Source organism: Pseudomonas sp. SWRI111 (assembly GCF_014268555.1).
In the GTDB taxonomy this organism is placed as follows: Bacteria; Pseudomonadota; Gammaproteobacteria; order Pseudomonadales; family Pseudomonadaceae; genus Aquipseudomonas; species Aquipseudomonas hamedanensis.
Window position 1 is genome coordinate 1 of record NZ_JABWQQ010000017.1, and the last position, 15,296, is coordinate 15,296.

A 15,296-nucleotide genomic window follows, 5' to 3' on the forward strand; every position below is an offset into this window, starting at 1 on the left:
GGCTCGCTCCCACAGGGATTAGCGTTGGGCACTCAATTTGCGGACCGCCACAAAACAGTGTGGGAGTGGGCTTGCTCACGAAGGGGCCGTGTCAGGTATACCCAGGTCGAATGACACACCACTTTCGCGAGCAAACCCTTCCCTACAGGTCCGCCTTTTTCACTCAGCTCAGGAGGTGCCCAAGCCTTCGGAGAGGTCCGAAGATGAGTTTTTCGGCGGTTCCGCTTGTGTTGCCGGCTCCTTGTGTTCAGTGGTTCGCGTCACCGTATCGCGCGCCGCGTCGTAACCCTCCTGGGCCTTCTGTTTTGCTTTGTCGACCATCCCGGCGCTGGCCCGGCCCATGTAGCGCTGTTCGGTCGAAGTCGTCGGCAAGGCCGCGCCGAGCAAGGCACCCAAGGCGACACCCGCGGCAGCGACCATTAGCGGTTGCTCCTTGAGCATTTGATTGAACTGTTGCCCCAAGGCCTGGGAACTGTGCGAAAGCCGATCGCTGGCACCATGCATCGCATGGCTGAGATGTTCCTTGGCAGTGCCGACGTTTTCCCCCAGGTGCCCGGCTTTGCCTCTGAACGACTGGTAGCCCTGCTTCAGAGAATCGCCGGTGTGATGCAAGTGCTCGCGGGCGCTGTCGATACCGTCCGCGAGACCATCCGCCCATTCGCCGGCCTGGTCCTGATCCGGCCCGGTGCGGTACGTCGGTTGCGGCGCCGGCGGACGATTCTGGCTCATCATCAGCCAGAGCAGGCCCACCGACGTCAGCACCGCAGGCACTGGATTGTTGCGCACGCTCGTGCCCAGGTTGGTGAAGAACATCGAACCGTTGTTCTGCATCATGCCCCACGCCTGGTCGATCATCTGGCCGGGGGTGAATTTGCTTTCCAGTTGATCGACGATGTTGCCGATGCTCGCGCGTTGCGCATCGATTTCCCGCTCGATCTGCTCAGGGCGCTTTTGCGCTTCGGTATCCAGTTCGCTTTTCATGAGGCTTTCCTCCGCAACGCTTCTTGATCTTTGTTCAACGCATCCAGGGTGCGATCAGGTTTGAAATGGGACGGCTCGAATTGTTTTTTCCCCGACTGCAACATGGCGAAGCCGATGATCATCACCACCACGCCGACGATCAGCGCGGCCAGCCAGGGCGCCATGAACAGGCTCAAGCCATAGACCGCCGCCAACAGCAGGATGATGAAGCCGGCCAGAAAAACGATCGCGCCACCGGCGACCGCGGCCATCCCGGCCTTGAGGGTGGTGAGGCTGGCCTGCAGTTCGGCTTTGGCCAGCGCAAGTTCCTTGGTGAACAACGCCGGCACTTCCCGGGACAGTTGCCGTAACAGGCCTACCACCGATGCATCGTCCGGTTGGCCAGTGGAGCGTGCTCCAGTCAGATCGGATTCGTCTCTGTTCATCACAGTTCTCCTTTGCGGTCGGTTGCAGGCGCCACGAAAGCGCCCGCGGCGTCAGACGGATGATCGTGTTCGTTGGGAGAGGTCGGCGTGATGCCGGTGGCGAGTCCCGGGCCGGGATCGGTCGCAGACGCCATGGAGGACTCATAAGGTCGCTGGGCGCCAAAGCCGCCGGCCGGTGGCGTAGACGTGCCGGCCGCCGGATCGTGCTCGGCACTGACCGTGGCCGCCGCCGCGGTGCCCGCCTTGAGAAACCGCGACAGACCGAAACCGATGGCGACGCTGCCGGCAATGAACAGCGCGGGGTTGCTGCGGGCCAGACTGGCCGCATCGTGCAACAGCTGCTCGGCGCTTTTGCCGCGCAGGTTATCGGCCAGCCCGGTCATCGACTCGGCCATGTCGTTGAGGTAATCGGACATGCCCAGCGTGTCACTGTCCGGCAGCTCGGAGACGAAACTTTTCGCACCCTGCGCCAGCGCTTCGATTTGCTCGGCGGCGGTGTCGCGATACTGACCGAATTGCGCATCGGCCTGCTGCCGCGCCCCGCCCAGCGCTTCGCTGACGTCATCCTTCAAATGCTGAAAACCCTGCTCAGGCTGGCCCTTCGGATCGCCTGATTCAAACCCTGACCTGCTGTCTGAAGTATTCATGTGGTCCCTCGCCTTCTCATTGAAAACGGGACTACACGGCAACGTTGCCCTGAGCCCCCACATAAAAAGGGACGAGGCTGGGTGCTGGAGAGTTCAAAGAGGTTGATGAGCGAGCAACGTGAGCAAAAGCTCGGCGACGAACGGTTTCAACTTGATCGCCGGTCACCGACACACCCTGACGTGCGCCGGCGCCGCGCATCGGCTAGGACTCGGCAAGAGCGATCGGCAGCCGCACGAGAAAAATCGTCCCGCCCGCCAAGTCTGAGCTGACATCGATCGAGCCGGCGTGTGAGGCGACAATTTCCGACGCGATGAACAGGCCCAGCCCCAGCCCCTCGACCGGCCCGTGATCAATGGCCGAACGCTGCGAAAACCGCCCCATCGGATTGAAAATAAACGGCAGGACGTCCTCAGGTATCGGCTCACCGCCGTTGTGCACCTTGAACACCGCGCAGTGCTCGGACAGGTCCAGCTCGACGGTGACCGGGATTCGATTGTTGCCGTGCGTCACCGCATTGCTGACGATGTTGGAAAACACCTGTTCCATCCTGGCGCCATCAAACTCGCCCGCCACCGCAGCCTTCGCTTCAAACACCACGTTGGCTTGAGGATGAAAGGCGCGGATTTCCTCGACAACGCGCTCGCACAGCGGCGTGAGATCGATACGTGTCTTTTTCACCGGAATGCCAGGGCCCATCTGGCAGCGCGTCAAGTCCAGCAGATCGCCGACGATCTGGCTCGCTCGCTGCACGCTGGAATATATCTGGTTGGCAACCTTGCTCGACCGGGCGTCGCCGGTCTTGGAACGCCTCAGCAGATCGGCACCCAACAGGATCGCGCCCAGCGGTGTGCGCAGGTCATGCCCCAGGATGCCCAAAAACACGTTGCGGGAGGCTTCAACCGCTCGGGAATAACTGGCAATCGACTCCGCCAGCGCCTGATCGATGGCTTCATGGAAGCGAGTCATGTCGTCGATATCGATCGACTTGCCTTGCTTGACTTGACTCATCCACTGATTCAGCACACTGGTGCGCAAGGCGCGGTATTCCGAGACCATCTGATCGATGGTGAAACCGGCCATCAGGCGCGTCACCGCATGGGTCTCGGCGGCGGTCTCGCGTTCGTCTCGCGGTGCCAGCCCCTGGGCTTTGGCCACTTGTTCGCGCACCGTCTGCCGGGTCCGCAGATCCAGGGCAATGGCCTGCAACATCTGCTCGGCATGATCGCGTAATGCCGCACTGTCGAGCTCCGCCCCCGGCGTCTCGATGGTTCTGGCGAAGTCTTCCCAGGCCTGCAGAATCGGCTCAAGGTTCTCAAGAATGAAATCTGGCAGGCGCATGTCGGGTGATCCTGAAGGGGGCTGTGTAGACGCCAGCAGGGCCGGCGCCTCGCAGCCTACCACCAAAGCACCCGTCACAAGCGGCCGGCGACTCAACTGCTCAAGCCACGGCCTGCCCGATCCAACGCCGTATGCGTATCGGCTGCAGGGTTAATCAGGCTCAGAAGCCAGGAAAGGCACCACCCTCAACGTGGTAGACGTTCGGTTCCGCTGAAAAATAGGCCTCCAGTCCCTGCATGAACCGCTGATGGTCGTCACTCTGCTCGAACCCCGGCGAGTGGTCCTTCAGTGATCGCCATCGCACGATCAGGTTGAATTGTTCGGGGCTTTCGATGCCTTGCGCCAGTAAGTGGCCGCCATACCCCTCGGCGCGGGTGAGCAACGGCTCGACCTGGCTAAATGCGCGTTTGAAGGCTTCGGTGCGTTCCAGGTGAACGGGCAGCACAGCGATCTCATAAACCATGACGTTTCTCCAAATGACGTGAATGCAGAGCGCATTCAAGCGATGAGCGAAGGCTCGACGGCAATGGCGATTTTGCCCAACAAACCGTTGTTGAGGCTCTCCAGGCGGGCGTGGGCGAGTGGGATGTCGGCCAGCGAATAGACGGCGCCTACGTGGGGCCGAAGCTGGCCGCGATCGACCAGTGCGCTCAATTCATCGAGCTTGCCGCGGTTCTGGCGAGTGAACACGAAGTGATAGCTGGCATTCTTGCCCCAGGCTTGAACGAGGTTTTGTGGCTGCGTGATGTCTACGATGGAAACGATGCGGCCCAACTGAGCGAGCGCGTCGGGGCTGCGCGTCAGGGTATCGCCGCCGATGGTGTCGAATACCACATCAACGCCATGGCCAGCGGTCTCACGCATGATTGCTTCGACGTAATCCTCTTGGGTGTAGTCGATGACCACGTCGGCGCCCATGCTTCGCGCGAAGTCGGCGTTGGCCTCGCGCACGGTCGTGAACACTCTGGCGCCAATGGCTTTCGCCAATTGGATCGCCACATGACCGACACCGCCCGCACCGCCGTGGATCAGAATGCTTTCGCCTACTCGCAGCGCCGCGCGCACGGTCAAAGCCTCCCAGACCGTGCCGCCCACCAGGCTCAGACTCGCCGCCTCAAGGTGGCTCAGTGAGGCAGGCTTGCGAGCGATGATGCTTTCAGCCGCCACGTGGTATTGGGCATAACTGCCCTGCCCGTCGAATATCTGCGGGGTGTACCAGACCTCGTCGCCCGGCGTGAAAGCTGTGACACCCGGCCCGACAGCTTCGACAACGCCGGAGACATCGTGGCCGGTGATGGCAGGCAGTGGCACCAGCTCGGGATAGTCACCACGCCGCACTTGATAATCCAGCGGATTAATGGAGGTGGCGTGCACCCGGACGAGGACTTGCCCCGCTTGCGGCACTGGCTTGGGCACGTCGCTGAGTTCAAAAGATTCAGGACCGCCGAATGCTTTGAGAATCATCGCTTTCATGGCAAAACCTCGTATCGATAAAGAGGGATATCGAGATATTTCGATATCCTGTAGTAAAAAAATCTACAGCTCTTTCCCTATGATCTCTGCAAGCGCGCTGATGGCTGCCTCATTGCGTTTGTAGTAGGTCCATTGACCGATGCGCCGCACTTCAACCAGCCCTACGCGTTGCAACGTGGCGAGGTAACTCGACACCGTAGACTGTGACAGGCCGATACCTTCCTGAATGCTGCTGACGCAGACGCCCTCGATGAAAACATCGCCCTCGTCCTGCGGGGGGAAATTTTTCACGGGATCCTTCAAGCCTTCGAGAATCTTCAGGCGTGTCGGGTTCGAGAGGGCTTTGAATATTTCGATCAGTTCCATGCGCCGAGGATATCGAGATTCTTAGATATGTCAATACACCACGTTTCAGAATCCGGACCGCGACCGACACTGATTTATCGATGCGCCAGCAAGGGCCCTCAATGGGTTATAAGGAAACGACCGCCATGGATAGGCTTCCATTGTCTGCAATCGATACGCCCATCCACAGGAGTTCGAGGAACAAATTCACAGCCGTTTCAGGCCAGGAATGGCCCCACGTTCGGGTACGCGTTGCCCACTAAAAGGAGATGCACATGAAGCTGTACTTCGCCCCCATGACCTGCTCGCTGTCGCCGCACATCGTGCTGCGCGAACTCGGTCTGCCTTTCGAATTGATCCGGGTCAACAACAAGACCAAAGCCACGGCAGACAACCGGGACTTTCGCGACATCAACCCCAAGGGCTACGTCGCCGCACTGGTGCTGGACAACGGCCAGGTACTGACCGAAGGGCCGGCCATCGTTCAATACCTCGCCGATCAAGTACCGGGCAACTCACTGGCCCCGGCCAACGGCACTTGGGAACGTGCGCGGCTGCAGGAATTGCTCAACTTCATCACCTCGGAAATCCACGGTGGCAGCGCACCGCTATTTAATCCGGACATTCCTGAGCCGGTAAAAGAAATCTTCCGTCAGAAACTGTTCAAGCGCCTGGATTACCTGAACGACGGTCTGGTGCACCAAGACTATCTGCTGGACGCCTTCGGCCTGGCCGACGCTTACCTGTTCACCGTCCTGAAGTGGTTGCCGTTCTTCGACATTGATATCAAGAACTGGCCAGCGCTGGACGCGTTCATGGCGCGCGTCGAAGCGCGTCCAAGCGTGCAAGCCGCGATTGCCGCTGAGGAGGCGACGCAGCCGGTTTGATTACGGATGACAGAAGCGGGCCGAGACCGGCTTCTGCCTCACTTCAACATTTAAAGACCCAGTGGTGGCAAGGTTTTGTGTCTTGGCGGGAGTGACCGCGCCCCGCCGTCACTTTTGATGATCAGCCCCGCGCCGTAACCTTAAGAGAAAATCTTCATACGGCGCAGCGGATGCCAATCCACCTCACAAAGGCTTGAACTCTTCTCTCAATAACTCGGCAAACTTGTCTTTCGCGCGATGAAACTCGACGGTCCTGTTCCAGATGAAATAATTTTGCACCGGCAGTAAATCCTCAAAAGCATATCCTTTGATGGTGCCGACCCGGTTGAATTGCTCAAATATGCCACTCGGCACCAGCGAGACACCCGCCCCAGAACTCACGCAACCCAGAATCGTGCCGTAACTGGCGATGCTTGTTATGCGACAGGTCACTTTATGAAGTTCCAGCCAGTTCACTAACGCCTGCCTGTAGGGGCATCCTTCGGGCCACATGAAGACGTCGGCATCATGCAAATCCTGTGGTTGACAAATAGGGCCCGCAGAAGCAGAGGCCATCAGCACCAGCTCTTCCTTGTAAATCTCGATACTTTCAACGTTCGACTGTTCAGGTCTAACCGCAACGATGGCCCCGTCCAACTTATGACTGACGACATCATTGGATAACTGCGTCCAGCCCCCTGTAGTGAATTGCATCTGCACTGAGGGATAGCGTTGATGGTACCTGGATAACACTTTGGGCAATCTGCCTGTGGCTGCCGACTCGATCGCGCCGATGGTCAAGGTGCCTGATGGCGCCGCCGAGGGATCAAGTGCTCTGCGTGATTCTTCGCATAAAGACAGGATTTTGTTGGCGTAATCTAGAAATAGCCTTCCGCAAGGGCTGATCACCAACCCTCTGCCTTTCCTGATGAACAAACCTACTCCCAACTCACGCTCCAGGAGTTTGATTCGGTTGGTGATGTTCGACGGCACACAGTGCAACTGTTCAGAAGCGCGAACGATGCTCCCTTGTTCGGCCACCGTCTTGAACATCAGCAGCTGTGACAACTCCATGGCATTGCTCACTAAAAGTGAATGATTCGCGCAGAATAAGTTACTTGTTACAAGCCATCAACGCCGTTAGTTTTCATCCCACCCCGACCTTCTCCCAGAAATCAAACCGCAAGGACCCGTTACGTGGATATTGAACACGCTGTCTTTGCACTGGGCTTTTTCGCATTTTGCGGCGGTTTGATAGATGCGGCGGTCGGCGGCGGCGGTCTGGTACAAGTGCCAGCGCTTCTCCACGCCCTGCCCCAGCACAGCCTCGCCGCTGTTTTCGGAACCAATAAACTCGCGGTTCTGGCGGGCAACCTTTCCTCCATATCCGGTTATCTGAAGCGAATAAAAATTCATTGGAAGCTAATACTTCCTACCCTGCTCGCTGCGTTTGTATTTTCGTTTTTGGGCGCCCTCTCAGTTTCCGTTGTCCCGAAGAGACTGATGGAGGTCGTAGTGTTCTTCGTACTGATAGCCATGGCCATCTATACCTTTGTCGAGAAAAACCTGGGGCTGGCGGGACGAGACAGACACTTCGGGACGAAAGATATTGCCCTGGGGGTGTTCTTTGGTGGCGTCATCGGTTTTTACGACGGTGTGTTCGGTCCGGGCAGTGGCAGCCTGCTGTTGTTCATTTTTGTTAAAGTCTTTGGCTTTGATTTCTTAAATGCCTCAGCTTCGGCCAAATTGGTCAATCTGGGGACATTCAGCGCTGCGCTTTTGTTCTTTATTCCCTCAGGTAATGTCTTGTGGGCGATTGGCGGTGTGGTTGCGTTGTGCAACATGGCCGGTTCGCTGACGGGAGTTTTTTTGGCATTACGTTATGGCAGTGGTTTTATCAGAATTTTTTTCCTGGTCCTGCTGGTGTTTCTGATAGGCAGAATGGGGATGAATATCTTTTTCTAGAGAATAAGCTTGAAACGCCTGAGCAGTGACCGGCCACCGGTTGCTGTGTAAGACTCATGCACTGAGAAAATCTGTGCAGAGGACAGAACGTTGGCGTATCTGGATTGGGTGCAATGGCCGGCGATGCTGGTCACCGTACTGGCCGCCTGGCTGATCGGTTCGCAGCAACCGCAACGGCGCATGAGCGGCTTCGTGTGTTTCAGTTTAAGCAATCTGTTGTGGGTGATCTGGGGGGCTTATTCCGGCGCCTATGCGTTGATCGTTTTGCAGATTTGCCTGTTCCTGATGAACCTTCGCGGTTTCAGAAAAAATCAGCGTTTGCGGCGCTGATCGGTCCTGGCGCAAAAGCTTTGAATTTTTTTTGTCGGACAAACTCCTTTGCGTATGAGCGTAAGGAGGAACTCATGCGTAACACTGATCTTTTTGTCATCGAGTACAAACTGCACGACCAGCCCAAATCATTCGTTATTCGCGCCAAGAGCATGCGCAACGCCGATGCCTGGCATTGGGCAAGCTGCGATGCGGGGATTGCGCCGATTCCGAAGCCGGGTAAACCGCCGTTGAAAGTGGTCTCGAAACCCCAGGCCGAGCGCTACGGCATCACGGGCGTGAAGTGGCGCGAGACGGCGGCGCTTGAGTGGACGGATGCTTAGTCAGGGATGGAGCATTGCGCAGATTGTTCCCACGCGAGCGCGCGGGAACAATCAAGCCGTATGGCGGGGGGTCACTGCTTCAACTCAGGCCGCCGAGTGGGTGTGATAAATCTTGCTGACAATGGTCCATCGGCCAGCCACTTTCAGCAGGTGGAAGAAGTCGGTGAAGCAAAACCCGGACACGTCGTCGGTATCGACCCGGGCACTGGCGGCGGTACCGACGATGTCGATACGCCCGATCACTGCGCGGGCTTCAGGAGATGGGCGGAAGTCCTTGTCGATCACCTCAAACAAATTCTCAATCGCGCCACCCGCCAGCGCGTCGCCGTTAACGCCAAACATCGTGGCCTGCTCGTGGAAAGCAGGTTTCATCAACGCGCTGTTCGCCTGTGTACAACCTTTGATGTAGTGATTGAGCACGCCAACGATGGCGCTGTATTCCTGAACGTAAGTAGGTGAAGTCATGAGTTTTCCTGAATGGAGCAAATGACCCGCCGCAGATCGGCGGGCATGGGGGATTGGGTTATTTGGCAAACAGCTGGCTCATGTCCTTGAACGCTTTGAACTCCAGCGCATTGCCACAGGGGTCCAAGAGAAACATCGTGGCTTGTTCGCCCACCTGCCCTTTAAATCGAATGTAAGGTTCGATCACAAACGGCGTAGCGAAGGACTTCAAACGCTCGGCCAGTGCTTCCCATTGTTCCCATTGCAGAACGATCCCGAAGTGCGGGACCGGGACGTCGTGACCGTCGACGGGGTTGCTGTGAACACTTTCTTGAGCTGCCGTCTGCGGCTGTTGGTGAATCACCAACTGGTGGCCATAAAAGTTGAAGTCGACCCATCGCGCGCTGGAACGACCTTCTTCCAGACCGAACACTTCGCCGTAGAAGCGACGGCAGGCCGCGAGGTCGTAAACCGGGATAGCGAGGTGGAAAGGCGAAAGGCTCATCAACGACTCCATGGCTTTGTCTTCAAGGAAACGGCTGCGGCGCAAGGCTGCTGGCCGGGGACGGAAGACATCCTAGGCGGAATCACCGAACAGAAAAATCAATATATATTTCTTAGAAACACAACTAATCTTTGTTAATGATCAAAGAACTGAAGACCCTTATCGCTGTGGCCCGGGAAGGCACTTTCGCTGCTGCGGGACATAAAATCGGCCTGACTCAGGCCGCTGTCAGCGCACAGATTCAGCGCCTGGAAGCGGAGCTGGGATTTGAAATATTCGACCGCAAGGGCCGCACGGCACACCTGAACAAAATGGGTCAGCAGGTCCTGATGCAAGCGCAGGATCTGCTGCGGCTTTACGACAATCTGGGCTCAACCACCACAGGAACCCCGGCGAATGTGCGGGTGACCCTTGGTGCCATCGCCTCGGTACAGCGTTCCTATCTGCCCGATGCCCTGGCCAGATTCCATCAGCAATGCCCGCACTGCAGGACGCGGGTGGTTCCCGGTTTGTCGATGGAAATGGTCAATCTGGTGGACGCTGGCGAAATCGATATGGCGGTGATCATCCGCCCGCCCTTCTCGCTGCAAAGTGATCTGCGCTGGACGACACTGGCGCTTGAGCCTTATCGGCTGATCGTGCCGCGCGACGTGCAAGGCGACGACTGGGCGGGATTGCTTTCCAGCCAGCCGTTCATCCGCTATGACCGCTCTTCGTTCGGCGGTCGACAAGTCGATCGGTTTCTACGGCAGATGCATTTCACCCCGCGCGAGGTGTGCGAGCTGGACGAACTGGAAGCCATCATCAAACTGGTCGAAAAAAACGTCGGCGTGGCGCTGGTGCCGCAAACCGCGCGAGAACCGCAATGGCCGGCCGGAGTGCGGGCAGTCGACCTCGGCGATCACACCTTTCACCGCGACATCGGTCTGGTGCACCGCTCGCGGCAGTCCTTGTCCGAGCCGGTACGGATGCTTGCGGACTTGATCAGTGCTGAGGTGAAAAGCGCTTTCAATGGCTGACGCCGAGCTGACACGGCGCAACCTTATGTGGGTCAGCGGCTGTGATCGTCTTGCCTGGCATCGCGCGCCTGCCAATGACTGATCGCCCTACCGCGTAACAACCCGGCGGTGACAATCCGCCGGGCTCAGCAACTCGCCATTACGCGAGCGCACAGCGAGGGTTTCGACGGGTTCGGAGCGTTCGTTGTCGAGCAATATCGAGCACTGTTCGCCGCTGTCAAACAGGTAGCGCTCGCCCCACTGGCGCAGGCTGACAATGATGGGAAACAGCGCGCGGCCCCGTCCGGTCAGGGCGTATTCCTTGTAGGCACTGCCGTCGGACGCTGGCTGAATCTCAAACACTCCCAACTCGACGAGCATTTTCAGTTTGACCGTGAGGATGTTCCTGGCGAGGCCAAGACGCTTCTGGAACTCACTGAAGCGGCGCACGTCGTCGAACGCATCACGAATGATCATCAACGCCCAACGATCGCCGATGGCCTCCAGTGCGCGGGCCACCGGGCATTCGCTTTGGGCCAGTAGTTTCTGCTTGGCCATGTCGCTCCAGAGTGCAGATCAATGAAAAGAACGCCGAACGATCGGCGGGAAAATCCGGTTGCATTTAACAACCTGAGTGGATGAAAATCAACGCATCGGTTTCTTTTCAAAACCAATATAGCCAAGGATGGAACGATGCCTTATCCGCCTCATCACCCGGTAAAACAGGACGCCGACGCTGAACAGGCGAGCGCTGGCTATTCGCGCGCTCCTCAGGGTTCAGCCGCGTCGTCCCTGAGCCGTTATCAGACGTTCCTCTTCGCTATTACCTGTGCCATGGCGGTGGCCAACGTCTATTTCGCCCAGCCGCTGCTGGAGTCGATGGCGGCCAGCCTCGGGGTTTCGTCCGGCACGATTGGTGTGGTCGTCACCGCTACCCAGGCCGGCTATGCGCTGGGCTTGCTGCTGATTGTTCCGCTGGGGGATTTGCTCAATCGCAAAAAACTCATCCTCAGCCAGTTGTTACTGTCGGCTGCGGCGTTGTGCGCTGTGGCCATGGCGCAGGATTGGGTCACGCTGCTCGGCGCGATGGCACTGGTGGGGCTGATGGCGGTTCTGGTGCAAGTGGTAGTCGCCTATGCCGCGGCGCTGGCGAGTCCCGAGCAGCGCGGCGCAACCGTGGGCACGGTGACCAGTGGCGTGGTGCTGGGCATTCTTCTGGCGCGTTTCGTGTCGGGCGTTGTGGCGGATCTGGCGGGGTGGCGCGGTGTTTACTGTGTCTCGGCGGCCTTGATGGTCGGCATGGCGCTGGTGCTATGGCGCACCCTGCCCGCCTCCGCCAAACCGCCCGCCCACGGCAGTTACTGGCAGTTGCTGCGATCGGTGCTGCAGTTGTTTCTGAGCGAACGCATCTTGCGCGTCCGAGGTATTTTCGCGCTGCTGATTTTTGCCGCTTTCAGCGTGTTGTGGACCTCGATGGTGTTACCGCTCAGTGCGCCGCCGCTGTCACTTTCGCACACCCAGATCGGCCTGTTCGGACTCGCCGGCGTCGCGGGTGCGCTGGCTGCCGCACGGGCCGGGCGTCTGGCTGATCGTGGACAGGGCAATCGCACCACGGGCATGGCGCTGACACTGTTGACGCTGTCCTGGTTGCCCATCGCCTGGGTCGAGCATTCGCTGCTGGCGATGGTCATCGGCGTGATCCTGCTCGATTTTGCTGTGCAAGCGGTGCATGTCACCAATCAGAGCCTGATCTTTGCCGCCCGGCCGGATGCGCAAAGCCGTCTCGTCGGCGCCTACATGTGCTTTTATTCGGTGGGCAGTGGCCTCGGAGCGGTCGCGGCGACGTACACCTACGCACATTTTGGCTGGTCAGCCGTCTGCGTGCTGGGTGCGGCCATCAGCGCCGTCGCCCTGTTGTATTGGCTGATGCAGGCGCTGACGGGCGACTGACACGGGCCGAACGGCAGGTTTGCTTATTGGCTTTCCGCTGCCTTGTCCTTCTGGATTTGCAGCGAGGCCTTGCTCTTGTCGCCCTCTTGGTTGGGGGCGTCGTTGGAGTCAAAACAGCCCTGCAGCAAAAACATCGAGCAGAGCCCCAGGCATACACAGAATCGTTTCATGACGGTCTCCTGACTAACGTTGTGTCGACACACGGTGATCCACAGGACCTGCTAAATGGAGAGGCGTGAGCGCCGCAAGGTTTCATGGGAAACGCCCGCGACGGACCAACGGTCGGTGCCCAATGAGCTATTGCGCACATTGCTCAGCCGTTTTCATCGTCTCGCGGTATCACCGATATCTTGCCGTTGCGCTCTATGATCGCGAACTTGATCTGCTCGATCCGCTCAATGCCCTGGCTGGAACGCGCAGCCTCCATGACATCGGCCTCCACCAACCGTGCGTGGCGCAGGCGGCGGTGCAGCAGCTTGCCGTTTTCGACGATGATCGTCGGTTCGCCGTCGATCAAGCGCGAGACCCAGCGCGAGCGTTGCTTGAGCAGGGAAAAGCCGACGTCGATGGCAATCAGTGTGACGATCACCAGAATCGAATTGGTCAGGGAAAAATCATCGCCCAGCAGCGCCTGTTGCGTGGCTTCGCCAATGATCATCAGCAGGACGAAGTCAAACGTCGTCAGCTCCGCCAGCGACCGCCGTCCGGCGATTTTGAACAGCACCATCAGTGCCAGATACATCGCGACTGCACGCAAGACCGAGTCCATGGGGCACCTATGGAAAAATGAATTGAGTGAGGGTGACCGACTCCGCGCCAGCCGCTTTGACCGTGCTGCGATACAGACCCAGGCCGTCGCCGCGCAACGTCAGGTAAAGCGTGGCCTGGCCCTGCGTATCGGCTTGCAGCCAGAGGTGCAGACCTTGCGCCGCACTGCGCGCGCGCAAGGGTGGCGGCTGCATCGTTTCAACGCTGAAGCCCTCCAGCAACGCGCCGTTCAACTCCACTTCCACCGTGGCCTCGGGCGCGCCGCGCACGCTGACTTTCATCGGGTTGGTCGAGCCGTTGCGGTGAAACCTGTCGTACTCGACGCGGACCGCGCCGTCAGCGCTGCGCACATCCTGCGAACTGATCGGCCCGCGGGAAAACAACCCCAGCAGGCCGAGCACCATGCACAGCACCAGCGCATACCAACCGCAGCGCTCGAAGCGCCAGACCTTGCGCTGATAAGCCATGTCCTCGCGTATCGGGATCTGCCGGCTGTGCAGGTCCGGATGATCGGCGTCGCGGCTCATCGGCTCCAGCCTCCTTCACCGCGCAAGGCACGCCGGTGAAACTGCGCCAGTTGCTGCAAGGCAAACTCCGAGGCATGGAGCTGAACCTCGCTGCGCGCCCCGGGGAACCATTGCTGACGGGTGAACACGAAGTGCTGCCCATCGAATTGAAACGCCCAGGCGAAGCACACCGTGCCGGCCTTGATGCCGTCCATGTCGTCAGGGCCAAGGATGCCCGTGGTCGCCACTGCCACGTTGGCGGTGCTGTCACGCAAGGCCCCTAGTGCCATTTCACGGGCGACCTCGACACTGGTCAGATTGAAGGTTTCAAGCGTATACGGGCTAACCCGCAGCAAGCGCTGCTTGGCCTGCGGTGAATAGACCACGTAGCCGCATTCAATGCGTTCACCGCTGCCGGGCACTTGCGACAAGAGCATGACGATTTGCCCGGCCGTGCAGGATTCGGCGGTAGTGATGATCAGGGAATGCTGACGCAGGTATTCAACAGTATCTTCGGCAACGGACATGGCGTGATCTCGTGACGTTATTGCCGGTTGACCGCTCGGAGCGCTGATCATTCCGCCGGATTTTTCCAAGCCTGTTGCCACACCGGTTTTCGCGACCGCTACCTCGGGGAAAGCGCAAAAACCTGTGGGAGCGAGCCTGCTCGCGAAGGCGTCGGGTCAGTCAGTTCAACGGTGGCTGACAGGCCGCTTTCGCGAGCAAGCTCGCTCCCACAGTGGGTTTGTGTGTATGGCGGATATCGCGGGGGTAGCGCCAGAACCTGTGGGAGCTGGCTTGCCAGCGAAGGCGTCGGGTCAGTCAGCTCAGCTGTGGCTGACAGGCCGCTTTCGCGAGCAGGCTCGCTCCTACAGTGGATTTGTGTGGGGCCGCTATCTCGGGGACAGCATCAAAAACTGTGGGAGCTGGCTTGCCAGCGAAGGCGTCGGGTCAGTCAGTGCAGCGGTGGCTGACAGTCCGCTTTCGCGAGCAGGCTCGCTCCTACAGTGAATTTGTGTTCGGCCCGCAATTGCCCATGCACCGCCAAAACCTGTGGGAGCTGGCTTGCCAGCGAAGGCGTCGGGTCAGTCAGCTCAGCGGTGGCTGACAGGCCGCTTTCGCGAGCAAGCTCGCTCCCACAGTGGGTTTGTGTGGGGCGCTATCTCGAGGGCAGCATCAAAACCTGTGGGAGCTGGCTTGCCAGCGAAGGCGTCGGGTCAGTCAGCTCGGCTGTGGCTGACAGTACGCTTTCGCGAGCAGGCTCGCTCCCACAGTGAGTTTGGTGTGTATGGCCGAGATGGCGAGGGCAGCGCCAGAACCTGTGGGAGCTGGCTTGCCAGCGAAGGCGTCGGGTCCGTCAGCTCAGCGGTGGCTGACAGGCCGCTTTCGCGAGCAGGCTCGCTCCCACAATGGGTTGTGCATGTGTGGTCG

General features: G+C 59.0%; 21 protein-coding genes. 6 read left to right on the forward strand and 15 right to left on the reverse strand.

The window, feature by feature from the left end:
- Positions 1-168 precede the first annotated feature (168 nt).
- The 7 genes from HU755_RS19005 to HU755_RS19035 all read right to left on the reverse strand — a co-directional run bounded on the left by HU755_RS19005 (position 169) and on the right by HU755_RS19035 (position 5,231).
- On the reverse strand, positions 169-981 hold the full coding sequence (locus tag HU755_RS19005; protein ID WP_186635416.1) for a DUF3618 domain-containing protein: 813 nt from the start codon (positions 979-981) through the stop codon (positions 169-171).
- Positions 978-1,406, reverse strand: a complete 429-nt coding sequence (locus HU755_RS19010; protein WP_186546572.1) for a phage holin family protein — start codon at positions 1,404-1,406, stop codon at positions 978-980. Before HU755_RS19010 ends, HU755_RS19005 begins: the two co-directional genes overlap by 4 nt.
- Positions 1,406-2,053, reverse strand: a complete 648-nt coding sequence (locus tag HU755_RS19015; protein WP_186635419.1) for a hypothetical protein — start codon at positions 2,051-2,053, stop codon at positions 1,406-1,408. Before HU755_RS19015 ends, HU755_RS19010 begins: the two co-directional genes overlap by 1 nt.
- A 202-nt stretch (positions 2,054-2,255) precedes the next feature.
- Positions 2,256-3,392 (reverse strand): sensor histidine kinase, encoded by a 1,137-nt coding sequence (locus tag HU755_RS19020; protein WP_186635422.1) that lies wholly within the window; start codon positions 3,390-3,392, stop codon positions 2,256-2,258.
- A gap of 160 nt (positions 3,393-3,552) precedes the next feature.
- Entirely contained in the window at positions 3,553-3,855 is a 303-nt protein-coding gene (locus tag HU755_RS19025; protein ID WP_186635425.1) for an antibiotic biosynthesis monooxygenase, read from the reverse strand.
- 35 nt (positions 3,856-3,890) lie between these two features.
- Complete coding sequence (locus tag HU755_RS19030; RefSeq protein ID WP_186635428.1) at positions 3,891-4,865, reverse strand: zinc-dependent alcohol dehydrogenase family protein; 975 nt, start codon at positions 4,863-4,865, stop codon at positions 3,891-3,893.
- A gap of 63 nt (positions 4,866-4,928) precedes the next feature.
- A complete protein-coding gene (locus HU755_RS19035; protein ID WP_186546582.1) occupies positions 4,929-5,231 on the reverse strand; it encodes a helix-turn-helix transcriptional regulator in 303 nt (100 codons plus the stop codon).
- 254 nt (positions 5,232-5,485) lie between these two features.
- Between HU755_RS19035 and gstA the strand changes: the two genes are divergently transcribed.
- The gene (gstA, locus tag HU755_RS19040; protein ID WP_186635431.1) at positions 5,486-6,097 is read left to right on the forward strand and encodes a glutathione transferase GstA; all 612 of its coding nucleotides are present in this window, start codon (positions 5,486-5,488) and stop codon (positions 6,095-6,097) included.
- Positions 6,098-6,280: 183 nt separating this feature from the next.
- Here the strand turns inward: gstA and HU755_RS19045 are convergent, their stop codons facing one another.
- Positions 6,281-7,150 carry a LysR family transcriptional regulator gene (locus HU755_RS19045; RefSeq protein WP_186635434.1) on the reverse strand — a complete coding sequence of 290 codons (870 nt, stop codon included), beginning with the start codon at positions 7,148-7,150 and terminating at the stop codon, positions 6,281-6,283.
- 123 nt (positions 7,151-7,273) lie between these two features.
- Between HU755_RS19045 and HU755_RS19050 the strand changes: the two genes are divergently transcribed.
- The 3 genes from HU755_RS19050 to HU755_RS19060 all read left to right on the forward strand — a co-directional run bounded on the left by HU755_RS19050 (position 7,274) and on the right by HU755_RS19060 (position 8,694).
- The gene (locus HU755_RS19050; protein WP_186635437.1) at positions 7,274-8,041 is read left to right on the forward strand and encodes a TSUP family transporter; all 768 of its coding nucleotides are present in this window, start codon (positions 7,274-7,276) and stop codon (positions 8,039-8,041) included.
- 90 nt (positions 8,042-8,131) lie between these two features.
- Positions 8,132-8,371, forward strand: coding sequence for a hypothetical protein (locus HU755_RS19055; RefSeq protein WP_186546596.1), 240 nt, complete (start codon positions 8,132-8,134; stop codon positions 8,369-8,371).
- 74 nt (positions 8,372-8,445) lie between these two features.
- Positions 8,446-8,694, forward strand: a complete 249-nt coding sequence (locus tag HU755_RS19060; protein ID WP_186546597.1) for a DUF6555 family protein — start codon at positions 8,446-8,448, stop codon at positions 8,692-8,694.
- An 84-nt stretch (positions 8,695-8,778) separates the two neighbouring features.
- On the opposite strand, the gene HU755_RS19065 is transcribed toward HU755_RS19060, so the two are convergent.
- Positions 8,779-9,159, reverse strand: coding sequence for a nuclear transport factor 2 family protein (locus tag HU755_RS19065; RefSeq protein ID WP_186635440.1), 381 nt, complete (start codon positions 9,157-9,159; stop codon positions 8,779-8,781).
- A gap of 58 nt (positions 9,160-9,217) precedes the next feature.
- Entirely contained in the window at positions 9,218-9,643 is a 426-nt protein-coding gene (locus HU755_RS19070; protein ID WP_186635443.1) for a VOC family protein, read from the reverse strand.
- 137 nt (positions 9,644-9,780) lie between these two features.
- Between HU755_RS19070 and HU755_RS19075 the strand changes: the two genes are divergently transcribed.
- A complete protein-coding gene (locus HU755_RS19075; protein ID WP_186635446.1) occupies positions 9,781-10,662 on the forward strand; it encodes a LysR substrate-binding domain-containing protein in 882 nt (293 codons plus the stop codon).
- An 87-nt stretch (positions 10,663-10,749) separates the two neighbouring features.
- Here the strand turns inward: HU755_RS19075 and HU755_RS19080 are convergent, their stop codons facing one another.
- Positions 10,750-11,199, reverse strand: a complete 450-nt coding sequence (locus tag HU755_RS19080; RefSeq protein WP_186635449.1) for a helix-turn-helix domain-containing protein — start codon at positions 11,197-11,199, stop codon at positions 10,750-10,752.
- A 135-nt stretch (positions 11,200-11,334) separates the two neighbouring features.
- On the opposite strand from HU755_RS19080, the gene HU755_RS19085 reads away from it, so the two are divergent.
- Positions 11,335-12,591 carry an MFS transporter gene (locus HU755_RS19085; protein WP_186635452.1) on the forward strand — a complete coding sequence of 419 codons (1,257 nt, stop codon included), beginning with the start codon at positions 11,335-11,337 and terminating at the stop codon, positions 12,589-12,591.
- 23 nt (positions 12,592-12,614) lie between these two features.
- Here HU755_RS19085 and HU755_RS19090 read toward each other — a convergent pair whose 3' ends face one another.
- The 4 genes from HU755_RS19090 to HU755_RS19105 form a co-directional block, all read right to left on the reverse strand.
- Positions 12,615-12,761, reverse strand: a complete 147-nt coding sequence (locus HU755_RS19090; protein ID WP_186546607.1) for a hypothetical protein — start codon at positions 12,759-12,761, stop codon at positions 12,615-12,617.
- Between the two features lie 143 nt (positions 12,762-12,904).
- Positions 12,905-13,360, reverse strand: coding sequence for a DUF421 domain-containing protein (locus tag HU755_RS19095; RefSeq protein ID WP_186546609.1), 456 nt, complete (start codon positions 13,358-13,360; stop codon positions 12,905-12,907).
- Positions 13,361-13,367: 7 nt separating this feature from the next.
- Complete coding sequence (locus HU755_RS19100; RefSeq protein WP_186635455.1) at positions 13,368-13,886, reverse strand: hypothetical protein; 519 nt, start codon at positions 13,884-13,886, stop codon at positions 13,368-13,370.
- A complete protein-coding gene (locus HU755_RS19105) occupies positions 13,883-14,392 on the reverse strand; it encodes a CinA family protein (RefSeq protein ID WP_186635457.1) in 510 nt (169 codons plus the stop codon). The genes HU755_RS19100 and HU755_RS19105 overlap by 4 nt, the downstream gene beginning before the upstream one ends.
- Positions 14,393-15,296: the final 904 nt, after the last annotated feature.

What these genes read in the sequence shown, in the direction of transcription:
- HU755_RS19005 (WP_186635416.1), bottom strand. Translation starts at nt 981, where the DNA reads ATGAAAAGCGAACTGGATACCGAAGCGCAAAAGCGCCCTGAGCAGATC.
- HU755_RS19010 (WP_186546572.1), bottom strand. Translation starts at nt 1,406, where the DNA reads ATGAACAGAGACGAATCCGATCTGACTGGAGCACGCTCCACTGGCCAA.
- HU755_RS19015 (WP_186635419.1), bottom strand. Translation starts at nt 2,053, where the DNA reads ATGAATACTTCAGACAGCAGGTCAGGGTTTGAATCAGGCGATCCGAAG.
- HU755_RS19020 (WP_186635422.1), bottom strand. Translation starts at nt 3,392, where the DNA reads ATGCGCCTGCCAGATTTCATTCTTGAGAACCTTGAGCCGATTCTGCAG.
- HU755_RS19025 (WP_186635425.1), bottom strand. Translation starts at nt 3,855, where the DNA reads ATGGTTTATGAGATCGCTGTGCTGCCCGTTCACCTGGAACGCACCGAA.
- HU755_RS19030 (WP_186635428.1), bottom strand. Translation starts at nt 4,865, where the DNA reads ATGAAAGCGATGATTCTCAAAGCATTCGGCGGTCCTGAATCTTTTGAA.
- HU755_RS19035 (WP_186546582.1), bottom strand. Translation starts at nt 5,231, where the DNA reads ATGGAACTGATCGAAATATTCAAAGCCCTCTCGAACCCGACACGCCTG.
- gstA (WP_186635431.1), top strand. Translation starts at nt 5,486, where the DNA reads ATGAAGCTGTACTTCGCCCCCATGACCTGCTCGCTGTCGCCGCACATC.
- HU755_RS19045 (WP_186635434.1), bottom strand. Translation starts at nt 7,150, where the DNA reads ATGGAGTTGTCACAGCTGCTGATGTTCAAGACGGTGGCCGAACAAGGG.
- HU755_RS19060 (WP_186546597.1), top strand. Translation starts at nt 8,446, where the DNA reads ATGCGTAACACTGATCTTTTTGTCATCGAGTACAAACTGCACGACCAG.
- HU755_RS19065 (WP_186635440.1), bottom strand. Translation starts at nt 9,159, where the DNA reads ATGACTTCACCTACTTACGTTCAGGAATACAGCGCCATCGTTGGCGTG.
- HU755_RS19070 (WP_186635443.1), bottom strand. Translation starts at nt 9,643, where the DNA reads ATGAGCCTTTCGCCTTTCCACCTCGCTATCCCGGTTTACGACCTCGCG.
- HU755_RS19075 (WP_186635446.1), top strand. Translation starts at nt 9,781, where the DNA reads ATGATCAAAGAACTGAAGACCCTTATCGCTGTGGCCCGGGAAGGCACT.
- HU755_RS19080 (WP_186635449.1), bottom strand. Translation starts at nt 11,199, where the DNA reads ATGGCCAAGCAGAAACTACTGGCCCAAAGCGAATGCCCGGTGGCCCGC.
- HU755_RS19085 (WP_186635452.1), top strand. Translation starts at nt 11,335, where the DNA reads ATGCCTTATCCGCCTCATCACCCGGTAAAACAGGACGCCGACGCTGAA.
- HU755_RS19090 (WP_186546607.1), bottom strand. Translation starts at nt 12,761, where the DNA reads ATGAAACGATTCTGTGTATGCCTGGGGCTCTGCTCGATGTTTTTGCTG.
- HU755_RS19095 (WP_186546609.1), bottom strand. Translation starts at nt 13,360, where the DNA reads ATGGACTCGGTCTTGCGTGCAGTCGCGATGTATCTGGCACTGATGGTG.
- HU755_RS19100 (WP_186635455.1), bottom strand. Translation starts at nt 13,886, where the DNA reads ATGAGCCGCGACGCCGATCATCCGGACCTGCACAGCCGGCAGATCCCG.
- HU755_RS19105 (WP_186635457.1), bottom strand. Translation starts at nt 14,392, where the DNA reads ATGTCCGTTGCCGAAGATACTGTTGAATACCTGCGTCAGCATTCCCTG.